The organism is Aminobacter sp. P4_D5 (assembly GCF_056401815.1).
The window spans coordinates 21,995-40,094 of sequence record NZ_JBFUIP010000038.1 but is presented as its reverse complement, the minus strand read 5'-3'; the positions used below and the strand labels follow the sequence as shown (position 1 = coordinate 40,094).

The window sequence follows — 18,100 nt, the reverse complement described above, 5'->3', positions numbered from 1 at the left end:
GTCTCGTCATGCGCATGATTGCCCTCTCCTCGACAATGGCCACTGCAACTGTGGGTCGTTTTTCGTGCCGCCGTCAATCGCGACGGATGCATTATTGAGCCGCGACGGCGTTGCGCCACCACTCATTTTGCGCCAAGTCTGAAGAAATGCTTCGAGGTAGCCAGAATGCCTACGACCCCGGTCATTTCAAACCTCACCTTGCACGGCCTGCCGCAGCTGATCCGGCGCGAGCTTGGCGAGCGGACGCTGGCTCGGGCCGTCCGCGCCGCCGGCGTCGACCTTGAAGTGATCGAAGGCGAAAGCGGCTTCATCCCGCAAGCGGCGGGTTTGAGGCTGATCGACACGGCGGCGCGAGTTGCCGGCGAGGCCAATTTCGGCTTGCTGATGTCCCCACAGATGGATGTCGCCAACTACGGAATATATGGGCAATACATCTACGCCGCCGACACGCTCGGCGCGGCGTTCGGCCGGGCTATCGAAGCCCTCGCCTACCACTCCACCGGCGATACGATGGCCCTTGTCACCCGCGGCGACGAGGCCCGCTTCAGCTATGGCCTCGCCCTCGCCGGCCGCCCCGGCTACGATCATGCCGCGAACGTCGCGGCAGGCGCGCTGTCAAGCGTTTGCCGGCATTTCCTGTCCGAAAATTGGCGGCCGCTCAGGATCGAGCTTGATATCCCTCGGCCGCGCCACACCGCCCCCTTCGAAGACATGTTCCACTGCCCTGTCGTCTTCAATGCACCGACCTTGGCCGTCGTCTTCGACCGGGGCAGCCTCACCACGCGCGGCCCCGCGCCAGCCGCAGCGCCGATCATCACCATAGCCGACGTGGCGCGTGATCGGCGCGGTGCTGCCCCGCGCGATACGCTTGGCGTCATCTCGGAACATATCCGCCTTCAGGTCCGTGGCGGCTCGATTTCGATCGACAGCACCGCCCGCGCGATGGACATCAGCACCCGCTCTCTGCAGCGCGAGCTGAATGGCGAGGGATCGGCTTTTCGATCCTTGGCGAATGCTGCCCGGGCGCGGCGCGCCGATGAACTGCTCCGGTATACGGATGTCTCGATCACCCGCATAGCCGCAGAGCTTGGTTACTCCACGCCGGCCAATTTCAGCCGCGCCTTTCGCAGCGCCACCGGCTTCAATCCCAGCGCACTTCGGCAAACGCTGCCGATGCAGGAGCAGTTGCACTCACTGTCGTCCTAAAGCGCCAGTGTCGGTCGCCGCGATGCCCCCTACGCCCGTTCCTCCCACACTCTTGCCAGCTCGACGATCGTCTTCACTGCCTTTTCCATGTCCTGGCGGCTGACCCATTCGAGGGGGGAGTGGAAGGCGTGGCCGCCGGCGAAGATGTTGGGGCACGGCAGGCCCATGAACGACAGGCGCGAGCCGTCGGTGCCGCCGCGGATGCTGCCGCGCACCGGCTCCATGCCGGCGCGGCGCACGGCTTCGAGCGCGTTTTCGACGATCTCGGGGTGGCGGTCGAGCACCACCTTCATATTGCGGTACTGCTCCTTGACCGTGAAGGTGTAGGACGAGCCGGGATAGGCTTTCAGGACGTCCCTGACGATGGTTTCGAGCATTGCCTCCTTGGTGGCGAGACCTTCGTCGGTGAAGTCGCKGACGATGAGGCTGAGCGACGATTTTTCCATCGAGCCCGACAGAGCGGTGGGGTGGACAAAGCCTTCGCGGCCCTCGGTGGTTTCGGGCGCAAGCTCCTTCGGCAGCCGGTCGACGATGGYGCCGGCGATCTTGATGGCGTTTTCCATGCGGCCCTTGGCGAAGCCGGGATGGATGGCGACGCCCGAAATGGCAATCTCGACGCCGTCGGCCGAAAAGGTCTCGTCTTCGATATGGCCGGCGGTTTCGCCGTCCATGGTGTAGGCGAATTTGGCGCCGAGCTTCTTGAAGTCGACCTTGTCGACGCCGCGGCCAATCTCCTCGTCGGCGGTGAAGAGAAGCTTGATGGTGCCGTGCCTGATGTCGGGATTGGCGACCAAGAACTGTGCCGCCGTCACGATCTCGGCGATGCCGGCCTTGTCGTCGGCGCCGAGCAGGGTCGTGCCGTCAGTGGTGACGATGTCGTTGCCGATCTGGTTGGCGAGTTCTGGATGATCGCTGACGCGGATGACCTGCTGCGGATCGCCCTTGAGCTGAATGTCGCCGCCAGCATAGTTGCGCACCAGCTGCGGCTTGACGTTGGTGCCGGTGAAATCGGGCGCGGTGTCCATGTGCGAGCAAAAGCAGATCACCGGCACCTGCTTGTCGGTGTTGGATGGCACAGTGGCGTAGACATAGCCATGCTCGTCGAGATGCGCGTCGCTGAGGCCGATCGCCAGCAGCTCCTCGACGAGCAGGCGGCCGAGGTTCTTCTGCTTTTCGGTCGAGGGCTGGGTCGGTGAGCTCGCGTCGGACTGGGTGTCGATGACGACATAGCGAAGGAAGCGGTCGAGCACGGTGTCGGTGGTCATGATGTCGGTCATAGGGGGAGAATCCTTGGGCGAGATCCAGCAGGAGGGCTTTGCCCTGCTATAGCCTGCCGGTCGGGCGGCGTGAACGTCCTGTCAGCGCGATCGGCGGTCTCTGGCATAAAGCCCCGGGCAGCTCAGCGCATATTGCCGGTATGGCCTTGCGAGTACCTGCCAGGCTGTGGCCAGACCGTCAGGCCGTGCGGCTCGACGCCAACGGGGATCTTCACGACCGCACCGGTGGCGGTGTCGAACATGTAGACCTCGCTGTCGAAGCGACCGGACAGCCACAATTGTTTGCCATCGGCGCTGACATTGCCCATGTCCGGGCTGCCGCCACCTGGAACGGGTCATTGCGCCACGACCGAACGGGTCGCGAAGTCGATGACGCTGACGCTGCCCTGGCCCTTTGGATGGGAATTCTCCATCTGATGCGAACCACGGTTTGCCACGTAAAGTCTCGTGCCATCGCGGCTGACTGCAAAGCCGTGCGCCCCAATGCCGGTGGCAATGAAGCCGATTTCGGTAAAGCTGTCTCCATCGACCAAAAAGACGCCGTCATTCATCATGTCGGCGACATAAAAAACCTTGCCGTCGGCCGAAAGCCGGATGTCTTGCGGCATGCCCGGTTTCGACAAGGCGAGGCTGCCCAGGACCTTCTGGTTCTGCAGATCGGCCTTGACCAGACCGCCACTGCCAAACTCGCAGGTGAATATCGCGTAGGAATTGTCGGCGGCGAAATCGGCATGATTGATGCCATGGCAGGTCGGCGTCGCGATGACCGATTTCAGCGCCATGGTTTGCGGATCGCGCAGCTCGAGCCGCTTCAGGGATTCATCGACAATGATCGCCGAACTGCCGTCCGGCATGAAATACATGTTGTAGGGATCGTTGACCGGCACGGCACTGCCCGGCTTGCCGGTTTTCGGATCGATGGGCGTCAGGCTGCCCTTGCTTGTGTTGCTGGCGTTGTTGGCGACCCACAGCGTCTTCAGGTCCCACGAGGGAACAACGTGCTGCGGCGCGAGCCCGACCTTGAACCTGTCGACTTCCTTGAGCGTGACCGGATCGATCACCGACACGCTGTTGGACGAATGATTGGGGACATAGACGCGGGCCAGCGCGCCTGACGTCGCGGGGCTCAAATGGCCGGACGTCGTTTCGCTATAGATGTTGGTGCGGCCGGGCGGAGGCGCGCTGCAATCCTCCGGGCAAGGTCCAGCCGAAGCGGCACTTGCCAGGACAAACAGCATGAATGGCGCGGCGATGAAATGCTTGAGCGCTCTGGTCATTTCGGCTGCTTTGCGACGAAGGTGCGGATCGCCTCGGTTGTTCCGGTCACGATCAGGTCGACGCCAAGCTGGCCAAACTCCGCTGTGGAGCGCGTCGGATCGCCCCCATACACGCCGTCGCTTGCATTGCGTTTCGGGCTCGCCGCAATGCGATCCTTGCGCACCATCGACGGGTCGATGGCAAGCATCAGCGATGTGTCGGCCAGCCCGGAATGCGTTCCAATTTCAGATTGTTTTGCGCCAGCGGCCAAGAGCTGGTCCACATAGGCGCTTTGGGTTATGTTGTAATATTCAAGTGCTGCAAAGACGCGCACCGGGGTCTTGCGCCATTCGCTGTTCAAACGCTCGGCCACCGCACGTTCGCTGGCCTGGTAGCTGCCATGGTCGCCGATCAGCACAATGGTCGTGAAGCCGTGCAGCTTGAAGCTGCGGGCCGCGGATTCGAGCAGCTGCTCGAACGTCTTGTCGCTGATGGTGATCGTGCCGGGAAATTTCATATGGGCGCTCGGCGGGTCGATGGTGCCTTCCGGGACATAAGAGATGACCGGCGCAACCAGCGCCTTGCCCAGCCGCCCGGCAATCTTTTCGGCCAGAAATTTCACGCGAACATTGTGCTTGCCGAGCGCCATGGCCGGGCCATTTTGCTCGGTGCCGCCTATCGGCACGATGATGGTTGTCGTTCCAGCGCTGATGAGATCGCGCAGCTCGGTCCAGGTCTGGTCTTCAAGGAAAACCGATGCGGTTGCGGCATTGGCTCCAGTGGGGAGCGCCGACACAGACCAAAGCGCAAGGACGGCACCAAGGAAAGCGAAGTTTCGCCGCGCAACCATTGTGCTCCCCATAGCTGTACACGCTACCAGTACCTGCCCAGTTGTGCGTTGTCACTTTACAGAATTGCAAGCGCTCTTCCCCGATGGCCTATCAGCGCATCGCTCTTTCCACACGGCGTTGCCCTCGCCATGATGTGTTGCGCGAAAACCCGCGCAAGGAGAGGGATGACGCATGGACTTCATGCGATTGCTGAAATCGCTCGAGGAGCTGCTTTACGAGCTGGCGTCGTGGCTGTTGTTTTATCCGATCACCATGTGGCGGACGCTGCGCCGCCCGCAGGCGATGATGCGTTATGCCGACGTGGAACTGGCCGACGACATCGACGAGCAATATACCGACACGCTCAGCCCGCCGATGTTTTTGCTGATCACCTTGCTGATCGCGCATGGTTTCGAACTGGCGCTGGTGAGCCAGGAAACGCCCTGGGCGCCGCCGTCGTTTCTGGCGAGCGATTCCAACCTGCTGCTGTTTCGCGCGGTGGTCTTCAGCGTCTTTCCGCTGCTGATGGCACGGAAGCTGTTGCGCCACCGCGGCATCCGCATCGACCGCAACACGCTGAAGCGGCCCTTCTACAGCCAGTGTTATGTCGCCGCCCCCTTCGCGCTGGTCTCCAGCATCGGCGGCGTGCTGACGCGCATCGACAGGCCCGCAACGATGCTGGCGGGAGTGGCGCTGTTCGGGCTTGCCATGCTCTGGTACGTGACGGTGGAGACACGCTGGTTTGCCAAGCATCTGGAGCTGTCGCTGGCGCGCGCGGCCCTCAAGGTGATCGTCGCCTTGTTCCAGGGGCTGGTGGCGATTGTGCTGGCGGGAGCGGCGGTGGGGTACGGGCTGGCTTCGGCCTGAATGGCGCCAGCTGCGAAAGCGCTTGATCCTGATCAATACACTTTGCACCTGACAGTGCATGGTCGGCAAAATACGACGACGCGAGGGAGGAAGCGATGGTCGATGTGAACAAGGCGGCACAGCCAGGCAAGCGGCCGGGGGCGCTGCCGGAGGTGCGGGCGCTCAGTGTGGCCGACATACGGGCCAGCCTTGCCGAAGGGGCCGCCGACTTTGCACGCCGTCCGATGATCGGGCTTATGATCGGCGCCGTCTTCGCCGTCATCGGCATAATGATCACCATAGCACTTGTCGTGCTGCACGAACCCTGGCTGATCTATCCCTTTGCCATCGGCTTTCCGCTGGTCGGGCCCTTTGCCGCCGTCGGCCTCTACGAGGTCAGCCGCCGGCTGGAGGCCGGGCAGTCGCCGAGCCTGCGCGAAGTGCTGGCGGTGGTATGGGCGCAGCGGCGGCGCGAGGTGTCGTGGATGGCCTTCGTCATGCTGTTCGTGTTCTGGATCTGGATGTACCAGATCAGGCTCTTGATCGCGCTGATCCTCGGGCGCATGTCTTTTGCCACGCTCGACCGCTTCGTCCATGTGGTGACGACGACGAACGAAGGCTGGATCTTTCTGGGCGTCGGCCACCTCGTCGGTGCCGCCCTTGCCTTGGTGCTGTTTTCTCTCACCGTGATCTCGATCCCGATGCTGCTCGACCGCGAGGTCGATTTCGTCACCGCCATGATCACCTCGGTGCGCACGGTCCTGGCGAGCCCGGTGGTCATGCTGGGCTGGGGGCTGGTGGTGACGCTTGCGGTGCTTGCAGCCTGCCTGCCTTTCTTCCTTGGGCTGCTGGTGGTGCTGCCGGTGCTCGGCCACGCCACCTGGCATCTATATCGCCGGGCGGTGGTGTAGGTCTCACTTCATCAAATACTTCGCCACCGCTTCGTAAGCCGGCAGCGTAGTCGGGTCGTTGGCGGCATTGCCCGCCGTTGGATGTGACGAGAAGCGGGCTATGACGACGCGCGCCTTGGGGTCGATGTAGAGCGCCTGGCCATGCACGCCACGCGCCATATAGGCGCCGTGGTCGTTGTTGGTGATCCACCACATGCCGCGATAGCTCCAGCCCTTGAGCAGCGCATAGCCGGCCTTTTCGAATGCCGCCTTGTCGCCGCCGGCGCGGATGCGGGCGATCGCCGCCTCGGGCACCAGGCGCTGGCCATTGATGACGCCGTCGTCGAGCAGCAGCTGGCCAAGCCTCGCCATGTCGCGCAGGCCGGCGTTGAAGCCGCCGCCGGCAAAGGGCGTACCGGTTGAATCGACGGTGTAGTAGGCGTCCTGCTCGGCCCCCATCTTGCTCCAGATCCGCTCCGACATGAATTGGGCGACGGATTGTCCGGTGACGCGCGCGATAATCCAGCCGAGTGCATCGGTGTTGATGGTCTTGTAGCCGAAGGCCGTGCCGTGCTCGCCTTCCTTGCGCACCGTCTGCAGATATTCGAAATAGCTGCGCGGGCCGGTGTAGCCTTCCGGCTTGGGCAGTGGGTTGCCCGCGGCCGAATAGACCCAGACATCGGCATCGGGATCGGCATAGTCCTCGCTGTAGCGCAGGCCCGTGGTCATCTCGAGCACCTGCTTGATGGTGGCGTCACCGAACGCGCTCTTGGCAAGCTCAGGCACGACTGATGCCACCTTGGCGTTTTCGTCGAGCTTGCCCTCGGCCACCAGCATCTCGCCCAAAAGGCCGGTGAGCGACTTGGTGACCGACATCGCGCCGTGCTGGCCGGCGTCGTCGAGGCAGCCGAAATAGCGCTCATAGACGATCTTGCCGTCATGCAGAACAACGATGCCGTCGGTGTAATTGGCGGCCAGCGACTGTTCCCATGTCATCGCAGCACCCCCACCGAGTGGAGTGAATTTTACCGCGTCGATGGTCTCGTCGGTCTTGCGCTCGAAAGGCAGCGGCGCGCCAAGGCCACGGCTGACATTGACCGTCGGCATCAGCTGGCGGAAATGGCAGACCGTCCAGCGCATCTTGGGGAAGGAGAAATAGTCGGGATCGGTGAAGCGGATGATCTTGTCGGCGGGCGGCGGCGAACCGACCATCCAGCCAAGCTTGACGGGATCGGACTCTTCGGCTGACAGCGCTTTTGCCTCCTGCGCGTGAGAGATCGAAGGTGGTAGCGCGATGGCGGCTGCCATGGCCAAAGCTAGCACGCCGGCAAAGCCGCCCAACCGCGCGTCGTTGCGAACTTCAGAAATTGACGACCACATTGGCAAACGCTCCCGCCCAGGTTGGTGCATCGGCATTGACGATAGAGTCGATGCCCTGCCCAGGGAATGATGCGCTGAGCCCGACGGTGAGAAAGGTGTTCGGATTCAGCACGCGATTATATTCGAGAAAGATGTCATCCGAGAGATGGTGGTTGGTGGCGCCGGTAATCGGGCTGGGCACACCACCTGATGTTTCGACACGCGTGCCTTGCCCGAACTGGATCGGGCTCAGCAATTCGTTGGCGCGGATATGCGCGTAGCGCAGCGTGAACGTGTCCCGCTCGGTCGGTGTGACACGCAGGCTGGCCTGATACGAACTCCCATTGGAATTGATGAACACCATCGACGACTTCGACCCGGTCGACCAGTTGCTCGGGCTGCCTTCGTAGAAAAGCGGGTCGAAACGCTCGAGCCTCGGGGTCGACGGGTCGTCGCCTGAAAATGTCTGATAAGACAGCGCGATGGTCGGCGACCACGACAGATCGGCAAAGGTGTATCCGACATGGGTACGCGCGGCCCAGGCCCGCATGTCGATGTCATTGTTCCATTCATAGGCCACTTCGGCGCCGGCAAAGAAGTTCTCGGAAACGCCCGGGAGGGGCGTGCCGATGGCATAAAAATTGACGAAGTTCAGGCCCTGCCTCGCGTCGGGCAGGATGGTCGGCGCGCCTATCCCGTCCGGAGCCGCCTTGGGGTAAGCCGACGTCGACTCCAACACATGGCCAAGGGTTATGCCGGCAAAGGAATTGACGGAGGGCCAGTCGTAGCGAAGGTCCGTACCGATGAGCTTGGTGCTGCTGCTGGTGTCGGGCAATTCGTTGGGCTGGAGGTAAAACACCGTTCCGCTGAAATCGTCGTAGCCAGCCTCGCCCAGTGCCGCCATCTTCCAGGCCTTGCGTGGTCCGAATTTGAGAGCACCACGCTCAAAGCCGCTGTTGCCCCCATTGGCGATCAGCATTCCGGTACCCGCCTTGAACTCGCGCGGGCCAATCGAGACGTCGAACGAGCTGCGACCAGCATCGGCGGAGCGCAATCCGAGATAGCCTTCTTCAAGCGTGATACGGCCGGTGTCGCCGATGCCGTAGGCGTCGATGCCAAGCGTTCCCGAGGCCACCGCCGAAATCTTGCCGTAGGCCATCGGAGCGTTGTCGAACTCCTTGATGAAGCTGAGGCCGGGCTTCACATAGCCTTCAAGCCATTGCTTATCGGGGTTGAAGTTTGGCGATGGCGCGAAGGTGGCGGCGAAGTTCCAGAACAGATTATGTTCGATCACCGCGTTCAGGCCAGCCTGTAGATGCGCCCTGATGACCAGGCCGTCGCGGTCGAGCAGCAGCATCCGATCTTCGGCAAGTGCCCGATCAGCGGGCAAGCTCGCTGAGAGGAGGGCAGCGGTCGCAGACCAACATGCAATACGGCGCAAGCCCGGCCTGGATTTCATTCCGCCCAATTGCCTTGCAGCGCTCGGTGGTCAATGTCGCTGCAAGTAGGCCGCATCGCTGGTTCCGTCTCCGACTACGCCGCGTCGAAGCACGGAACTAACTGAGTTGTTTGGCACTATCGCGACTGGACCATGCTGCGGCAAGGCGCGAAGGCAACAGTCGCGCCCCAGGCGACGAGACACCGCACCCATCACTTTCAGCAACAGCAACGCGCTCCGCCTTGTCCATCCTTCTTGCTAGGCGCACAATTGCCGGCTGCGGTGAAGAGGAGGCATGACACCTACGAGAGGAACATATCATGAACGACTTGAGCCTCACGACATTGGAAGGAGGCATGACGACGATCAGCGCACCGACGCTTGAGGCATTTGCCGCAAGCCTGCGCGGTCAAATGCTCCATGCCGGCGACGAGGGTTATGACCAGGCCCGCTCGGTGTGGAACGCCATGATCGACCGCCGGCCGGGCCTTATCGTGCGCTGCGTCGGCGCCGCCGATGTCATAGCCGCAGTCAAATTCGCACGTGAAAACGAGCTTCTGGTCGCCGTGCGCGGCGGCGGACACAACATCGCCGGCAGCGCTGTCTGCGACGGCGGGCTGATGATCGACCTCAGCATGATGAAATCGGTGCGTGTCGACAAGGTGGCGCGCCGGGCCTGGGTCGAGCCAGGTGCGCTGCTTTCCGACGTCGACAAGGAAACGCAGGCCTTCACTCTTGCGGTGCCGACAGGCATCAACTCGACCACCGGCATCGCGGGGCTGACGCTCGGCGGCGGCTTCGGCTGGACGACGCGGAAGCTTGGGCTGACCATCGACAATCTGCTTTCGGCCGATGTGGTAACAGCCGATGGCGAATTGGTCCGGGCCAGCACGTCAGAACATCCCGATCTGTTTTGGGCRCTGCGCGGCGGYGGCGGCAATTTCGGCGTGGTGACGRSSTTCGAGTTCAAGCTGCACAAGCTCGGCCCGCAAGTGCTGTCGGGGCTGGTGGTGCATCCCTTCGACGACGCCAAATCGGTACTCAAGCAATATCGGAAAGTGCTTGAAGACGCTCCCGACGAGCTGACCTGCTGGACGGTGATGCGCAAGGCGCCGCCCCTGCCATTCCTGCCGGCACAATGGCACTGGAAGGAGGTTCTGGTGCTGGCGATGTGCTATTGCGGCGACCTTGAAGCCGGCGAAAAGGCGACCAAAGCCTTGCGCGGCATCGGCAAGCCGATCGTCGATGTGGTCGGCCCGAACCCCTTTTCCGGATGGCAGACGGCCTTCGACCCGCTGCTGCAGCCCGGCGCGCGCAACTACTGGAAGAGCCACGACTTCATCGATCTGCCTGATGCAACGATCGACATACTCGACAAGGCGATCCGCACCTTGCCCGGGCCCGAATGCGAGATCTTCATCGGCCATGTCGGCGGTGCTGCCGGGCGGGTGGCGACGGACGCCACGGCCTTCCCGCAGCGCAGCTCGCATTTTGTCATGAACGTGCATGCGCGCTGGCGCGAGGCGTCCATGGACAAGGCCTGCATGGGCTGGGCCCGCGACATCTACGAAGCGACCAAGCCGCAGGCGGTAGGCACCGCATACATCAACTTCATGCCAGGCGACGAGGCCGACCGGGTCGAGGCTGCCTATGGCGGCAATTATGCCAGGCTGCTGGAGGTGAAGCAGAAATACGATCCCGACAATGTCTTCCGCATGAACCAGAATGTGCATCCGAAAAAGGCACGCAAAGCGGCCTGAGCACGCAAAGCGGCCTGAGCACGCAAAGCGGCTCGAGCACGCAAAGCGGCCTGGATGCCTGTGGGCGCGGGCGTGCTGGAAACATTTGTCCAGCGCGCGGGGGCGCCCATTTGTCAGCAACTACATCAAGGCGGCTTGACGGACATCGGCATTGTTCATAACCTTTGAGTTATGGAACAAGAGGGTTATAAAATGACGCCGTCCGAACGTCTCGATGCCACCTTCACGGCACTTGCCGATCCGACCCGGCGCGCGATCCTCGCCAGGCTGATGTCGGGCGAAGTCTCGGTGATGGACCTGGCCGAACCGTTCGCCATGAGCCAGCCGGCGATTTCCAAACACCTCAAGGTGCTGGAGCGCGCCGGCCTGATCTCGCGCGGCCGCGATGCGCAGCGCAGGCCATGCCGCATCGAAGGCGAAGCGCTGGCCGAGGCAACCGGCTGGCTCGATGAATACCGAAAGGTCTGGGAAGGCAACTACAAGCGCCTCGACGCGCTGCTCGCCGATCTGCAGGCGAACCAGGGCAAGGCCTGAGACGAAGGGAGAAGATGATGACGCACCGGCTGGAAGTGACGACCCCGAGCGATCGCGAGATCGCCATGACGCGCATCTTCGACGCGCCCCGCGATCTGGTCTTCGACTGCTGGACGATACCGGCACTCTTAAAGCGCTGGATGACCGGACCGGACGGCTGGTCCTTCGCCGTCTGCGAGATCGACCTGAAGGTCGGCGGCAAATACCGCTTTGTCTGGCGTCACGAGGACGACCGCGGCGACATGGGCATGACCGGCACGTACAGCGAGATCTTCCGGCCCGAAAAGATCGTCAGCGTTGAACTGTTCGACATGGACTGGACCGATGGCGAGGCGCGCTCGACGCTGGTGCTGACGGAAAAGAATGGCCGGACGATCTCGGTCAACACCATGCTCTACAGCTCGCGCGAAGCAAGGGACGGCGCCATCGCCATCGGCATGGCCAAGGGCGTCGAGGCCGGTTACGACAGGCTGGATGGCATCCTGGCCGAGCAGCTGGCAGCGAAATAGACCTGCGCGCAGGCATACCCGTCGACAAGCTCGAGGCGAAAGCTTAGCGGCAGACGGTGCGGAAGATGTTGCCGAAAGGCTGGATCTGGCAGCTTGGCCTCATGACGGGCACATCGGGCCGCAGCGGCACGACCTGCTGGCGGTCCTGCTCGCGAAATTGCCGCTGCTGGAATTGGTAGTTCAGACGATCCTGACGGCTCTGCAGTATTTGCAGCTCGTTGAGCCTCAGATTGGGGATGGGCTGTATCGTCAGCACGTTGGGGACGGACTGAACCGTCAGATCAAGCGCAAAGACAGACGGCGCGCCGGCAAGCATCAAGCCTGCCGCGAGTAAAACCACCTTCAATTTTGCCATCGGGAGCATCAACAGCCATTAGCCTTTCGCGCGGACAATTGCACCCTTTGAAGATAGTGCATGTGCCCGCCGATGCAATGACGTCAGGCGCCGCGCGTCTTTTCGGCGAGGAAATCGATGAAGGCGCGGATGCGCGCGGCGAGATGGCCGTGGCCGGCAAACACCGCATGGATCATCTCGATGTCTTCGGGATTATAGGCTTCGAGCACGGGCACCAGCGTTCCGGCATCGATGTCGGCCTGGACCTGGAAACGACCTGTGCGGAACAGGCCCACGCCGTCGAGACACGGGCGCCGCAGGCTCGGGCCGTTATTGGCGAGCAGGTTGCCGCCGATGCGCTGGGCGAAACTCTCGCCGGTCGCCGGGTCGCGAAAAATCCACTCGTCGCGGCTGCGCAGGAAATTGAAGCGCAGGCAGTTATGGCCGATGAGATCGCCCGGTTTTTCGGGTATGCCATGCCTTTCGAGATAGGCAGGCGAAGCGACCACGACGCGGCGGATCTCCAGGATCTTGCGCGCCTTGAGCGCGGAATCGCGCAGCTTTCCGGAGCGGATGGCGACGTCGGCGCGCTCTTCATAGAGATCGATGACGCTGTCGGTCAGCGACAGGTCGAGCTCGACCTCGGGGTAGAGTGCCAGGAACTCCGCCATATGCGGCACGACATGACTTGCGCCGAAGGCAACCGAGGCGCTGACCCTGAGCGGTCCGCGCGGCACGGCATTGGCCCCGCCGGCGACGATACGTTCGGCCTCCTCAATCTCACCAAGGATGCTTCTGGCGCGTTCGAGATAGATCTCGCCCTCCGGCGTCAGCTGCAGGCTACGCGTCGAGCGCACCACAAGCCGGGTGCCGAGGCGGTCCTCGATGCGGGTGATCAGCTTGCTGACCGCCGACGGCGACAGGTTAAGCTGGCGACCGGCGGCGGAGAAACTCTTGAGCGAAACGGCCCGGACGAAGGCCTCCATTTCGCCGGCCCGGTTGTCCATGGCTCGCCCCTTGTGAATTCAATTCACAAGCATTGATCCATCATGGCGGATTATTGCGCAAGTCCGCCCGCACCATATTGCCCGACAAGGATCAACCCGGCGATCGAATTTSGCCCAACTACGCCCGCTGCCCACGGGCGGGAACGGTGCTGCCATGCCTCTTGCCATTTTCGCGCTCACCATCGCGGCCTATGCCATCGGAACAACCGAATTTGTCATCGTCGGGCTGTTGCCGACGGTGGCCCAGGACCTGCAAATCACCTTGCCGCTCGCCGGCCTGATCGTCAGCGTCTATGCGCTAGGCGTCACCTTTGGTGCCCCGGTCCTCACGGCACTGACCGGGCGTATCGAGCGCAAGCCGCTGCTGCTCGGCCTGATGGCATTGTTCATCGCCGGCAATGTCGCAGCAGCGCTGAGCCCCAGCTACGAGATGCTGCTGGTCGCCCGCGTGCTGTCGGCCTTCGCGCATGGCGTGTTCTTCTCGGTGGGGGCGACGATCGCCGCCGACCTCGTGCCGGAAAACCGCCGCGCCTCGGCGATCGCCATGATGTTCATGGGCCTGACGGTGGCGATCGTCACCGGCGTGCCGCTCGGCACCTTCATCGGCCAGACATTTGGCTGGCGCGCCACCTTCTGGGGCGTTTCGCTGCTCGGCGTTATCGCCTTTGCCGGCATCGCAGCACTTTTGCCCTCGACGCTGAACAAGGCGGCACCGTCGAGCCTGCTCGATCAGGTTCGCGTGCTCGGCTCCGGCCGGTTGCTTCTGGTCTTTGCCATGACGGCACTTGGCTATGGCGGCACCTTCGTTGCCTTCACCTACCTCGCCTCGATCCTGGAGCAGGTCACAGGTTTCGAAGCCTCCAGCGTCAGCCTGATCCTGGTGCTTTATGGCCTCGCCATCGCTGTCGGCAACATCGCCGGCGGGCGCATCGCCGACCGCAACCCGGTCAAGGCGCTGACCGTGCTGTTTGCGCTGCAGGCCGCCGTGCTCGTCCTGTTCAGCTTTACGGCCATTTCGCCCTTGTGGACGCTGGTGACGCTTGCCGCGCTGGGCTTTCTGTCCTTCGCCAACGTGCCTGGCCTGCAGCTCTATGTCGTGCAATTGGCCAAGGAGCATCGGCCGGGCGCGGTCGATGTGGCGTCGGCGCTGAACATCGCCGCCTTCAATCTCGGCATAGCCCTAGGCGCCTGGATCGGCGGCCTGGTTGTCGCCTCGCCGCTCGGCCTTGGGGCCACGCCTTGGGTCGGTGCCGTACTGGTTTCAGGCGCCTTTGTCCTGACCATGTGGAGCGGCGCGCTTGACCGACGCGCCGAACCGCTGTGCCAGCCGGCTTAAGATGATTGATCGGCGGCGCCTCAGACCTACCTAATGGCGGAGCCATCCGCCCGATCCCCTCACCAACAAATCTCCACTAAGGAAAACATCATGAAATTCGTTACCGCCAATGGCGCGACAATTCCGGCTTTGGGCTTCGGCACCTTTCGCATGCCCGGCGCGGAAGTTCTGCAGGTGGTGCCTGAAGCGATCAAGCAGGGTTTCCGTCACATCGACACCGCCCAGATCTATGGCAACGAGTCAGAGATCGGCGAGGCTATCGCAGGTTCGGGCGTCGCCCGTTCGGACATCTTCCTGACCACTAAGGTGTGGGTCGACAAGTATCAGCACGATGCCTTCGTGAAATCGGTCGACGAGAGCCTGAGCAAGCTTCGGACCGACCATGTCGACCTATTGCTGCTGCATTGGCCGAACGATGCCGTGCCGCTGGACGAGCAGATCGGCGCGCTCAACGAGGTCAGGAGCGCCGGCAAGGTCCGCCATATCGGCGTCAGCAACTTCAACACGGCGCTGATGGCCGAGGCGGCGAAGCTGAGCGCCGCACCGCTGGTCACCAACCAGGTCGAATACCATCCCTATCTCGACCAGACGCCGGTGCTTGAAGCCGCGCGCAAGGCCGGCATGTCGGTTACCGCCTATTACGCCATGGCCGACGGCAAGGTGATTTCCGACCCTGTGCTCAAACAGATCGGCGCAAGCCATGGCAAGACGGCCGCACAGGTGGTGCTGCGCTGGCTGGTCCAGCAGGACGATGTGGTGGCACTGACCAAGACAGCGACGCTGTCGCGCCTGCCGGAAAACTTCAACATCTTCGACTTCGAACTTTCCGCCGACGAGATGAAGGCGATCTTTTCGCTTGCCGCCCCAGGCGGACGCATCGTCAGCCCGGGCGGGCTGGCACCGGCATGGGACAAGGCGGCCTGAAATTCGGCCCCTGGCGCCCCTTATTGACGGCGCGCCTGCTTCTTCCTATCTGAGGGCGGTCAAGGGCGGGAAGCCCCTGCCGCCCGTAGCCGCAAGGCCTGGTGAAGCTTCCCTTTAAAAAGTTCGTTTCCCTGTCGATGCGACGGCCGAAGCGGCAATGCGGGCTCCCGACCTTCAACCGCCGTTCGCGCATCGCGAAGGAGCGAACCCATGACCAACGGTCACACAAACGACTACAAGAACAACGCCCGAAGGCTGCGCGATGCGCTGGCCAGCGATGGCATCGCCGTCAGCCACGCCAAGGCGCTCGAACTCGTCGCCCGCCAGGAAGGCGCGCGCGACTGGAACACGCTGGCCGCACGTCCCAATGGTACCAAGACCGACGAGCCCATCGACACCGCCCCCTTCGCCGTCGGCGAGACGGTGTCGGGCACTTTCAACGGCAATCCCGCCAAGGGTCGCGTTATCGGTCTCGAAGAGACGATCAAGCCGGATCTCTGGCGCGTCACCGTCGCCTTCAACCCGCCAGTGGACGTGTCGACCTCAAAACTGTTTTCGTCGGAACGCCGGCGTGTCCAGATGGTGGTCGGAGCCGACGGCCGCTCGCGCCGGCTGACCGGCACCGAAACCGGCGTGATGGCGCTCGACCGCGCCTGATATCAGCCATTTTCTCCGCATCAAGCGGCCGTGGATCGTAACCCGATCCGCGGCCGTTTCCATTTTGGCGGCCCATGCGACGGGACGATGCGATCCGCGCCCGTCGGCGGCGGCCAAACCGACCTCCGACAGCTCGCGATCCGCATCTGGACGAAATTAAATGCATATGCAAATATCGAACTGAGGAGGATGGAGGAGACATCCGGGCGCACGCATGAGAATCCACGCTCGCCGCAGCCGGGCCTTGGACGTATTTATTCATCCACCACAGTATGCCAATGCATATTTATACGCTTGAAGCAGATTCAGCGCAGCGAACCGCTGCTGACAACTGCCACGGTTACCGTCGTCAATCGATCAAAGGGAGGAACAAAATTGGCATTCTCTAAACTAGCTGCCGGCATGGCCATGGTCTTTGCGCTAGCGCTGTCGGCACCGGCCATCGGCCAGGAGGCACTCGTCGTCGGGGCCTATCCGGCGAACCCGCCATGGGAATTCAAGAACGAAAGCGGCACCTTCGAAGGTTTCGAGATCGATGTCGCGACCGAGGTCGCCAAGCGCCTTGGCCGACCGGTCGAATTCCAGGACATGGGCTTCCAGGCGCTGTTTGCAGCGTCCAGCTCCGGGCGTATCGATTTCGCGGTGTCGTCGATCTCGGTGAACAACGAGCGGCTGCAGAACCAGTCGTTCACCCAGCCCTATTATGATGGTGACGGCACGGTCATCGGTCGCGAGGCATCGACGATATCAGGGCTCGACGGACTTAAAGGAAAGGTCATCGGCGTCGTGGCCGGCACCACCGGTGAAGCCTGGGCGAAGGAAAACAGCGAAAAGCTCGGCCTTGCCGAGGTGCGCAGCTACAACGCCCAGCAGGACCTGCTGCTCGACATCCAGGCACAGCGCGTCGATGGCGGCGCTGGCGAACTCGCCGGCTTCCAGTATGCCATGACCAAGACGCCGGGCTTCAAGGTGCTGGTTCGCATTCCCACCGGCGAACGCTTCGCCATGATGGCACGCAAGGACCACCCCGCCATCGTTGCGGCCAACGATGCCGTCTCCAAGATGAAGGCCGACGGGACGCTTGCTGCGATCCACAAGAAGTGGTTCGGCGTAGAGCCTGACGCGGGCACCAGCACGACCACCGAGATGCCGCTGCCTAAAGCCGAGTGAACCTGAAGTCTCTACCGTCAACCGTTGAAACGACGCTGCGGCCGCTCAAGGCCGCGGCGTCTTGCGCACGGACCTCGCCATGGACCTGATCACCACCTTCTTCAACTGGGACATTCTCGTCCGGTCGTTTCCCATGCTCATGCGCGGCGTGGGCAACACCATCCTTTTGGGCATCGCCAGCATCGTCTTCGGCGGCGCGGCGGGGTTGGCCGTCTGCCTGATGCGGCTCTATGGGCCACGGCCGGTACGTCTTTTCGCGATTGCCTATGTCGATTTCCTCAGGGCAATGCCGATCCTGGTACTGCTGATCCTGATCTACTACGCCCTGCCCTTCGTCGGCATCCGCTTCTCGTCTTTCACCGCAGCAACCCTGGCTCTATCGCTGGTGCTCTCGGCCTTCACCGCCGAGGTCTGCCGTGCCGGCATCGAAAACGTGCCGAAGGGCCAGTTCGAGGCGGCCTCGGCGCTGGGCCTCGGCTTTTGGACGACGATGCGCACGGTTGTCTTGCCGCAGGCTCTGCGAGTCATCATCCCGCCACTGACCAGCAATTGCGTCTCGATCTTCAAGGACACCGCGCTCGCCTCGGTCGTTGCCATGCCCGACCTTTTGAAGCAGGCAACAGACGCCCAGGCGCTGATGGCCAACCCGACGCCGCTGATCGGCGCCGCCGCCATGTATCTCGTCTTCCTCCTGCCGCTGGTTCGACTGGTCAGCTACCTCGAAGAACGCGGCAAGCGCCAGATGACGGCGCGTTGACCCCCGACA

Annotated in this window: 19 protein-coding genes; 11 read left to right on the top strand and 8 right to left on the bottom strand. The window is 62.7% G+C overall.

The window, feature by feature from the left end; all coding sequences use genetic code 11:
• The first annotated feature begins 165 nt into the window (after positions 1–165).
• The gene (locus tag AC1DWF_RS10980; protein ID WP_476781617.1) at positions 166–1,206 is read left to right on the top strand and encodes an AraC family transcriptional regulator; all 1,041 of its coding nucleotides are present in this window, start codon (positions 166–168) and stop codon (positions 1,204–1,206) included.
• Positions 1,207–1,235: 29 nt separating this feature from the next.
• Here AC1DWF_RS10980 and pepT read toward each other — a convergent pair whose 3' ends face one another.
• The 4 genes from pepT to AC1DWF_RS10960 all read right to left on the bottom strand — a co-directional run bounded on the left by pepT (position 1,236) and on the right by AC1DWF_RS10960 (position 4,590).
• A complete protein-coding gene (pepT, locus tag AC1DWF_RS10975; protein WP_476841674.1) occupies positions 1,236–2,483 on the bottom strand; it encodes a peptidase T in 1,248 nt (415 codons plus the stop codon).
• Positions 2,484–2,605: 122 nt separating this feature from the next.
• Positions 2,606–2,791: a YncE family protein gene (locus AC1DWF_RS10970; RefSeq protein WP_476781619.1), complete on the bottom strand. Its 186-nt coding sequence runs from the start codon at positions 2,789–2,791 to the stop codon at positions 2,606–2,608.
• A 27-nt stretch (positions 2,792–2,818) separates the two neighbouring features.
• Entirely contained in the window at positions 2,819–3,760 is a 942-nt protein-coding gene (locus tag AC1DWF_RS10965) for a YncE family protein (protein WP_476781620.1), read from the bottom strand.
• Complete coding sequence (locus AC1DWF_RS10960; protein ID WP_476781621.1) at positions 3,757–4,590, bottom strand: creatininase family protein; 834 nt, start codon at positions 4,588–4,590, stop codon at positions 3,757–3,759. Before AC1DWF_RS10960 ends, AC1DWF_RS10965 begins: the two co-directional genes overlap by 4 nt.
• A gap of 172 nt (positions 4,591–4,762) precedes the next feature.
• Between AC1DWF_RS10960 and AC1DWF_RS10955 the strand changes: the two genes are divergently transcribed.
• Together AC1DWF_RS10955 and AC1DWF_RS10950 are read left to right on the top strand one after the other, a co-directional pair.
• Positions 4,763–5,437, top strand: coding sequence for a permease (locus AC1DWF_RS10955; RefSeq protein ID WP_476788141.1), 675 nt, complete (start codon positions 4,763–4,765; stop codon positions 5,435–5,437).
• A 95-nt stretch (positions 5,438–5,532) separates the two neighbouring features.
• Positions 5,533–6,327 (top strand): DUF2189 domain-containing protein, encoded by a 795-nt coding sequence (locus AC1DWF_RS10950; RefSeq protein ID WP_476788140.1) that lies wholly within the window; start codon positions 5,533–5,535, stop codon positions 6,325–6,327.
• A gap of 3 nt (positions 6,328–6,330) precedes the next feature.
• Here AC1DWF_RS10950 and AC1DWF_RS10945 read toward each other — a convergent pair whose 3' ends face one another.
• Positions 6,331–7,614, bottom strand: a complete 1,284-nt coding sequence (locus AC1DWF_RS10945) for a serine hydrolase domain-containing protein (RefSeq protein WP_476781627.1) — start codon at positions 7,612–7,614, stop codon at positions 6,331–6,333.
• A 52-nt stretch (positions 7,615–7,666) separates the two neighbouring features.
• Positions 7,667–9,022 (bottom strand): alginate export family protein, encoded by a 1,356-nt coding sequence (locus tag AC1DWF_RS10940; protein WP_476781624.1) that lies wholly within the window; start codon positions 9,020–9,022, stop codon positions 7,667–7,669.
• Between the two features lie 401 nt (positions 9,023–9,423).
• Here AC1DWF_RS10940 and AC1DWF_RS10935 point away from each other — a divergent pair, with 401 nt between their 5' ends.
• From AC1DWF_RS10935 to AC1DWF_RS10925, 3 genes are all read left to right on the top strand, one after another.
• Positions 9,424–10,863, top strand: a complete 1,440-nt coding sequence (locus tag AC1DWF_RS10935; protein WP_476841673.1) for an FAD-binding oxidoreductase — start codon at positions 9,424–9,426, stop codon at positions 10,861–10,863.
• A 192-nt stretch (positions 10,864–11,055) separates the two neighbouring features.
• Positions 11,056–11,397: an ArsR/SmtB family transcription factor gene (locus AC1DWF_RS10930; RefSeq protein WP_109574106.1), complete on the top strand. Its 342-nt coding sequence runs from the start codon at positions 11,056–11,058 to the stop codon at positions 11,395–11,397.
• 17 nt (positions 11,398–11,414) lie between these two features.
• Complete coding sequence (locus AC1DWF_RS10925; protein WP_476788138.1) at positions 11,415–11,906, top strand: SRPBCC family protein; 492 nt, start codon at positions 11,415–11,417, stop codon at positions 11,904–11,906.
• A gap of 43 nt (positions 11,907–11,949) precedes the next feature.
• On the opposite strand, the gene AC1DWF_RS10920 is transcribed toward AC1DWF_RS10925, so the two are convergent.
• Together AC1DWF_RS10920 and AC1DWF_RS10915 are read right to left on the bottom strand one after the other, a co-directional pair.
• Positions 11,950–12,222 (bottom strand): hypothetical protein, encoded by a 273-nt coding sequence (locus tag AC1DWF_RS10920; protein WP_476784240.1) that lies wholly within the window; start codon positions 12,220–12,222, stop codon positions 11,950–11,952.
• A 122-nt stretch (positions 12,223–12,344) separates the two neighbouring features.
• A complete protein-coding gene (locus AC1DWF_RS10915) occupies positions 12,345–13,247 on the bottom strand; it encodes a LysR substrate-binding domain-containing protein (protein WP_476784241.1) in 903 nt (300 codons plus the stop codon).
• Between the two features lie 154 nt (positions 13,248–13,401).
• On the opposite strand from AC1DWF_RS10915, the gene AC1DWF_RS10910 reads away from it, so the two are divergent.
• The 5 genes from AC1DWF_RS10910 (at position 13,402) to AC1DWF_RS10890 (ending at position 18,091) form a co-directional block, all read left to right on the top strand.
• A complete protein-coding gene (locus AC1DWF_RS10910) occupies positions 13,402–14,583 on the top strand; it encodes an MFS transporter (protein WP_476784242.1) in 1,182 nt (393 codons plus the stop codon).
• A gap of 90 nt (positions 14,584–14,673) precedes the next feature.
• On the top strand, positions 14,674–15,507 hold the full coding sequence (locus tag AC1DWF_RS10905) for an aldo/keto reductase (RefSeq protein WP_476784243.1): 834 nt from the start codon (positions 14,674–14,676) through the stop codon (positions 15,505–15,507).
• 210 nt (positions 15,508–15,717) lie between these two features.
• Entirely contained in the window at positions 15,718–16,164 is a 447-nt protein-coding gene (locus tag AC1DWF_RS10900; protein ID WP_476784244.1) for a glyoxalase superfamily protein, read from the top strand.
• A 402-nt stretch (positions 16,165–16,566) separates the two neighbouring features.
• Positions 16,567–17,334 (top strand): ABC transporter substrate-binding protein, encoded by a 768-nt coding sequence (locus AC1DWF_RS10895; protein WP_476784247.1) that lies wholly within the window; start codon positions 16,567–16,569, stop codon positions 17,332–17,334.
• Between the two features lie 79 nt (positions 17,335–17,413).
• Positions 17,414–18,091, top strand: coding sequence for an amino acid ABC transporter permease (locus AC1DWF_RS10890; RefSeq protein ID WP_476784245.1), 678 nt, complete (start codon positions 17,414–17,416; stop codon positions 18,089–18,091).
• Positions 18,092–18,100 lie beyond the last annotated feature (9 nt).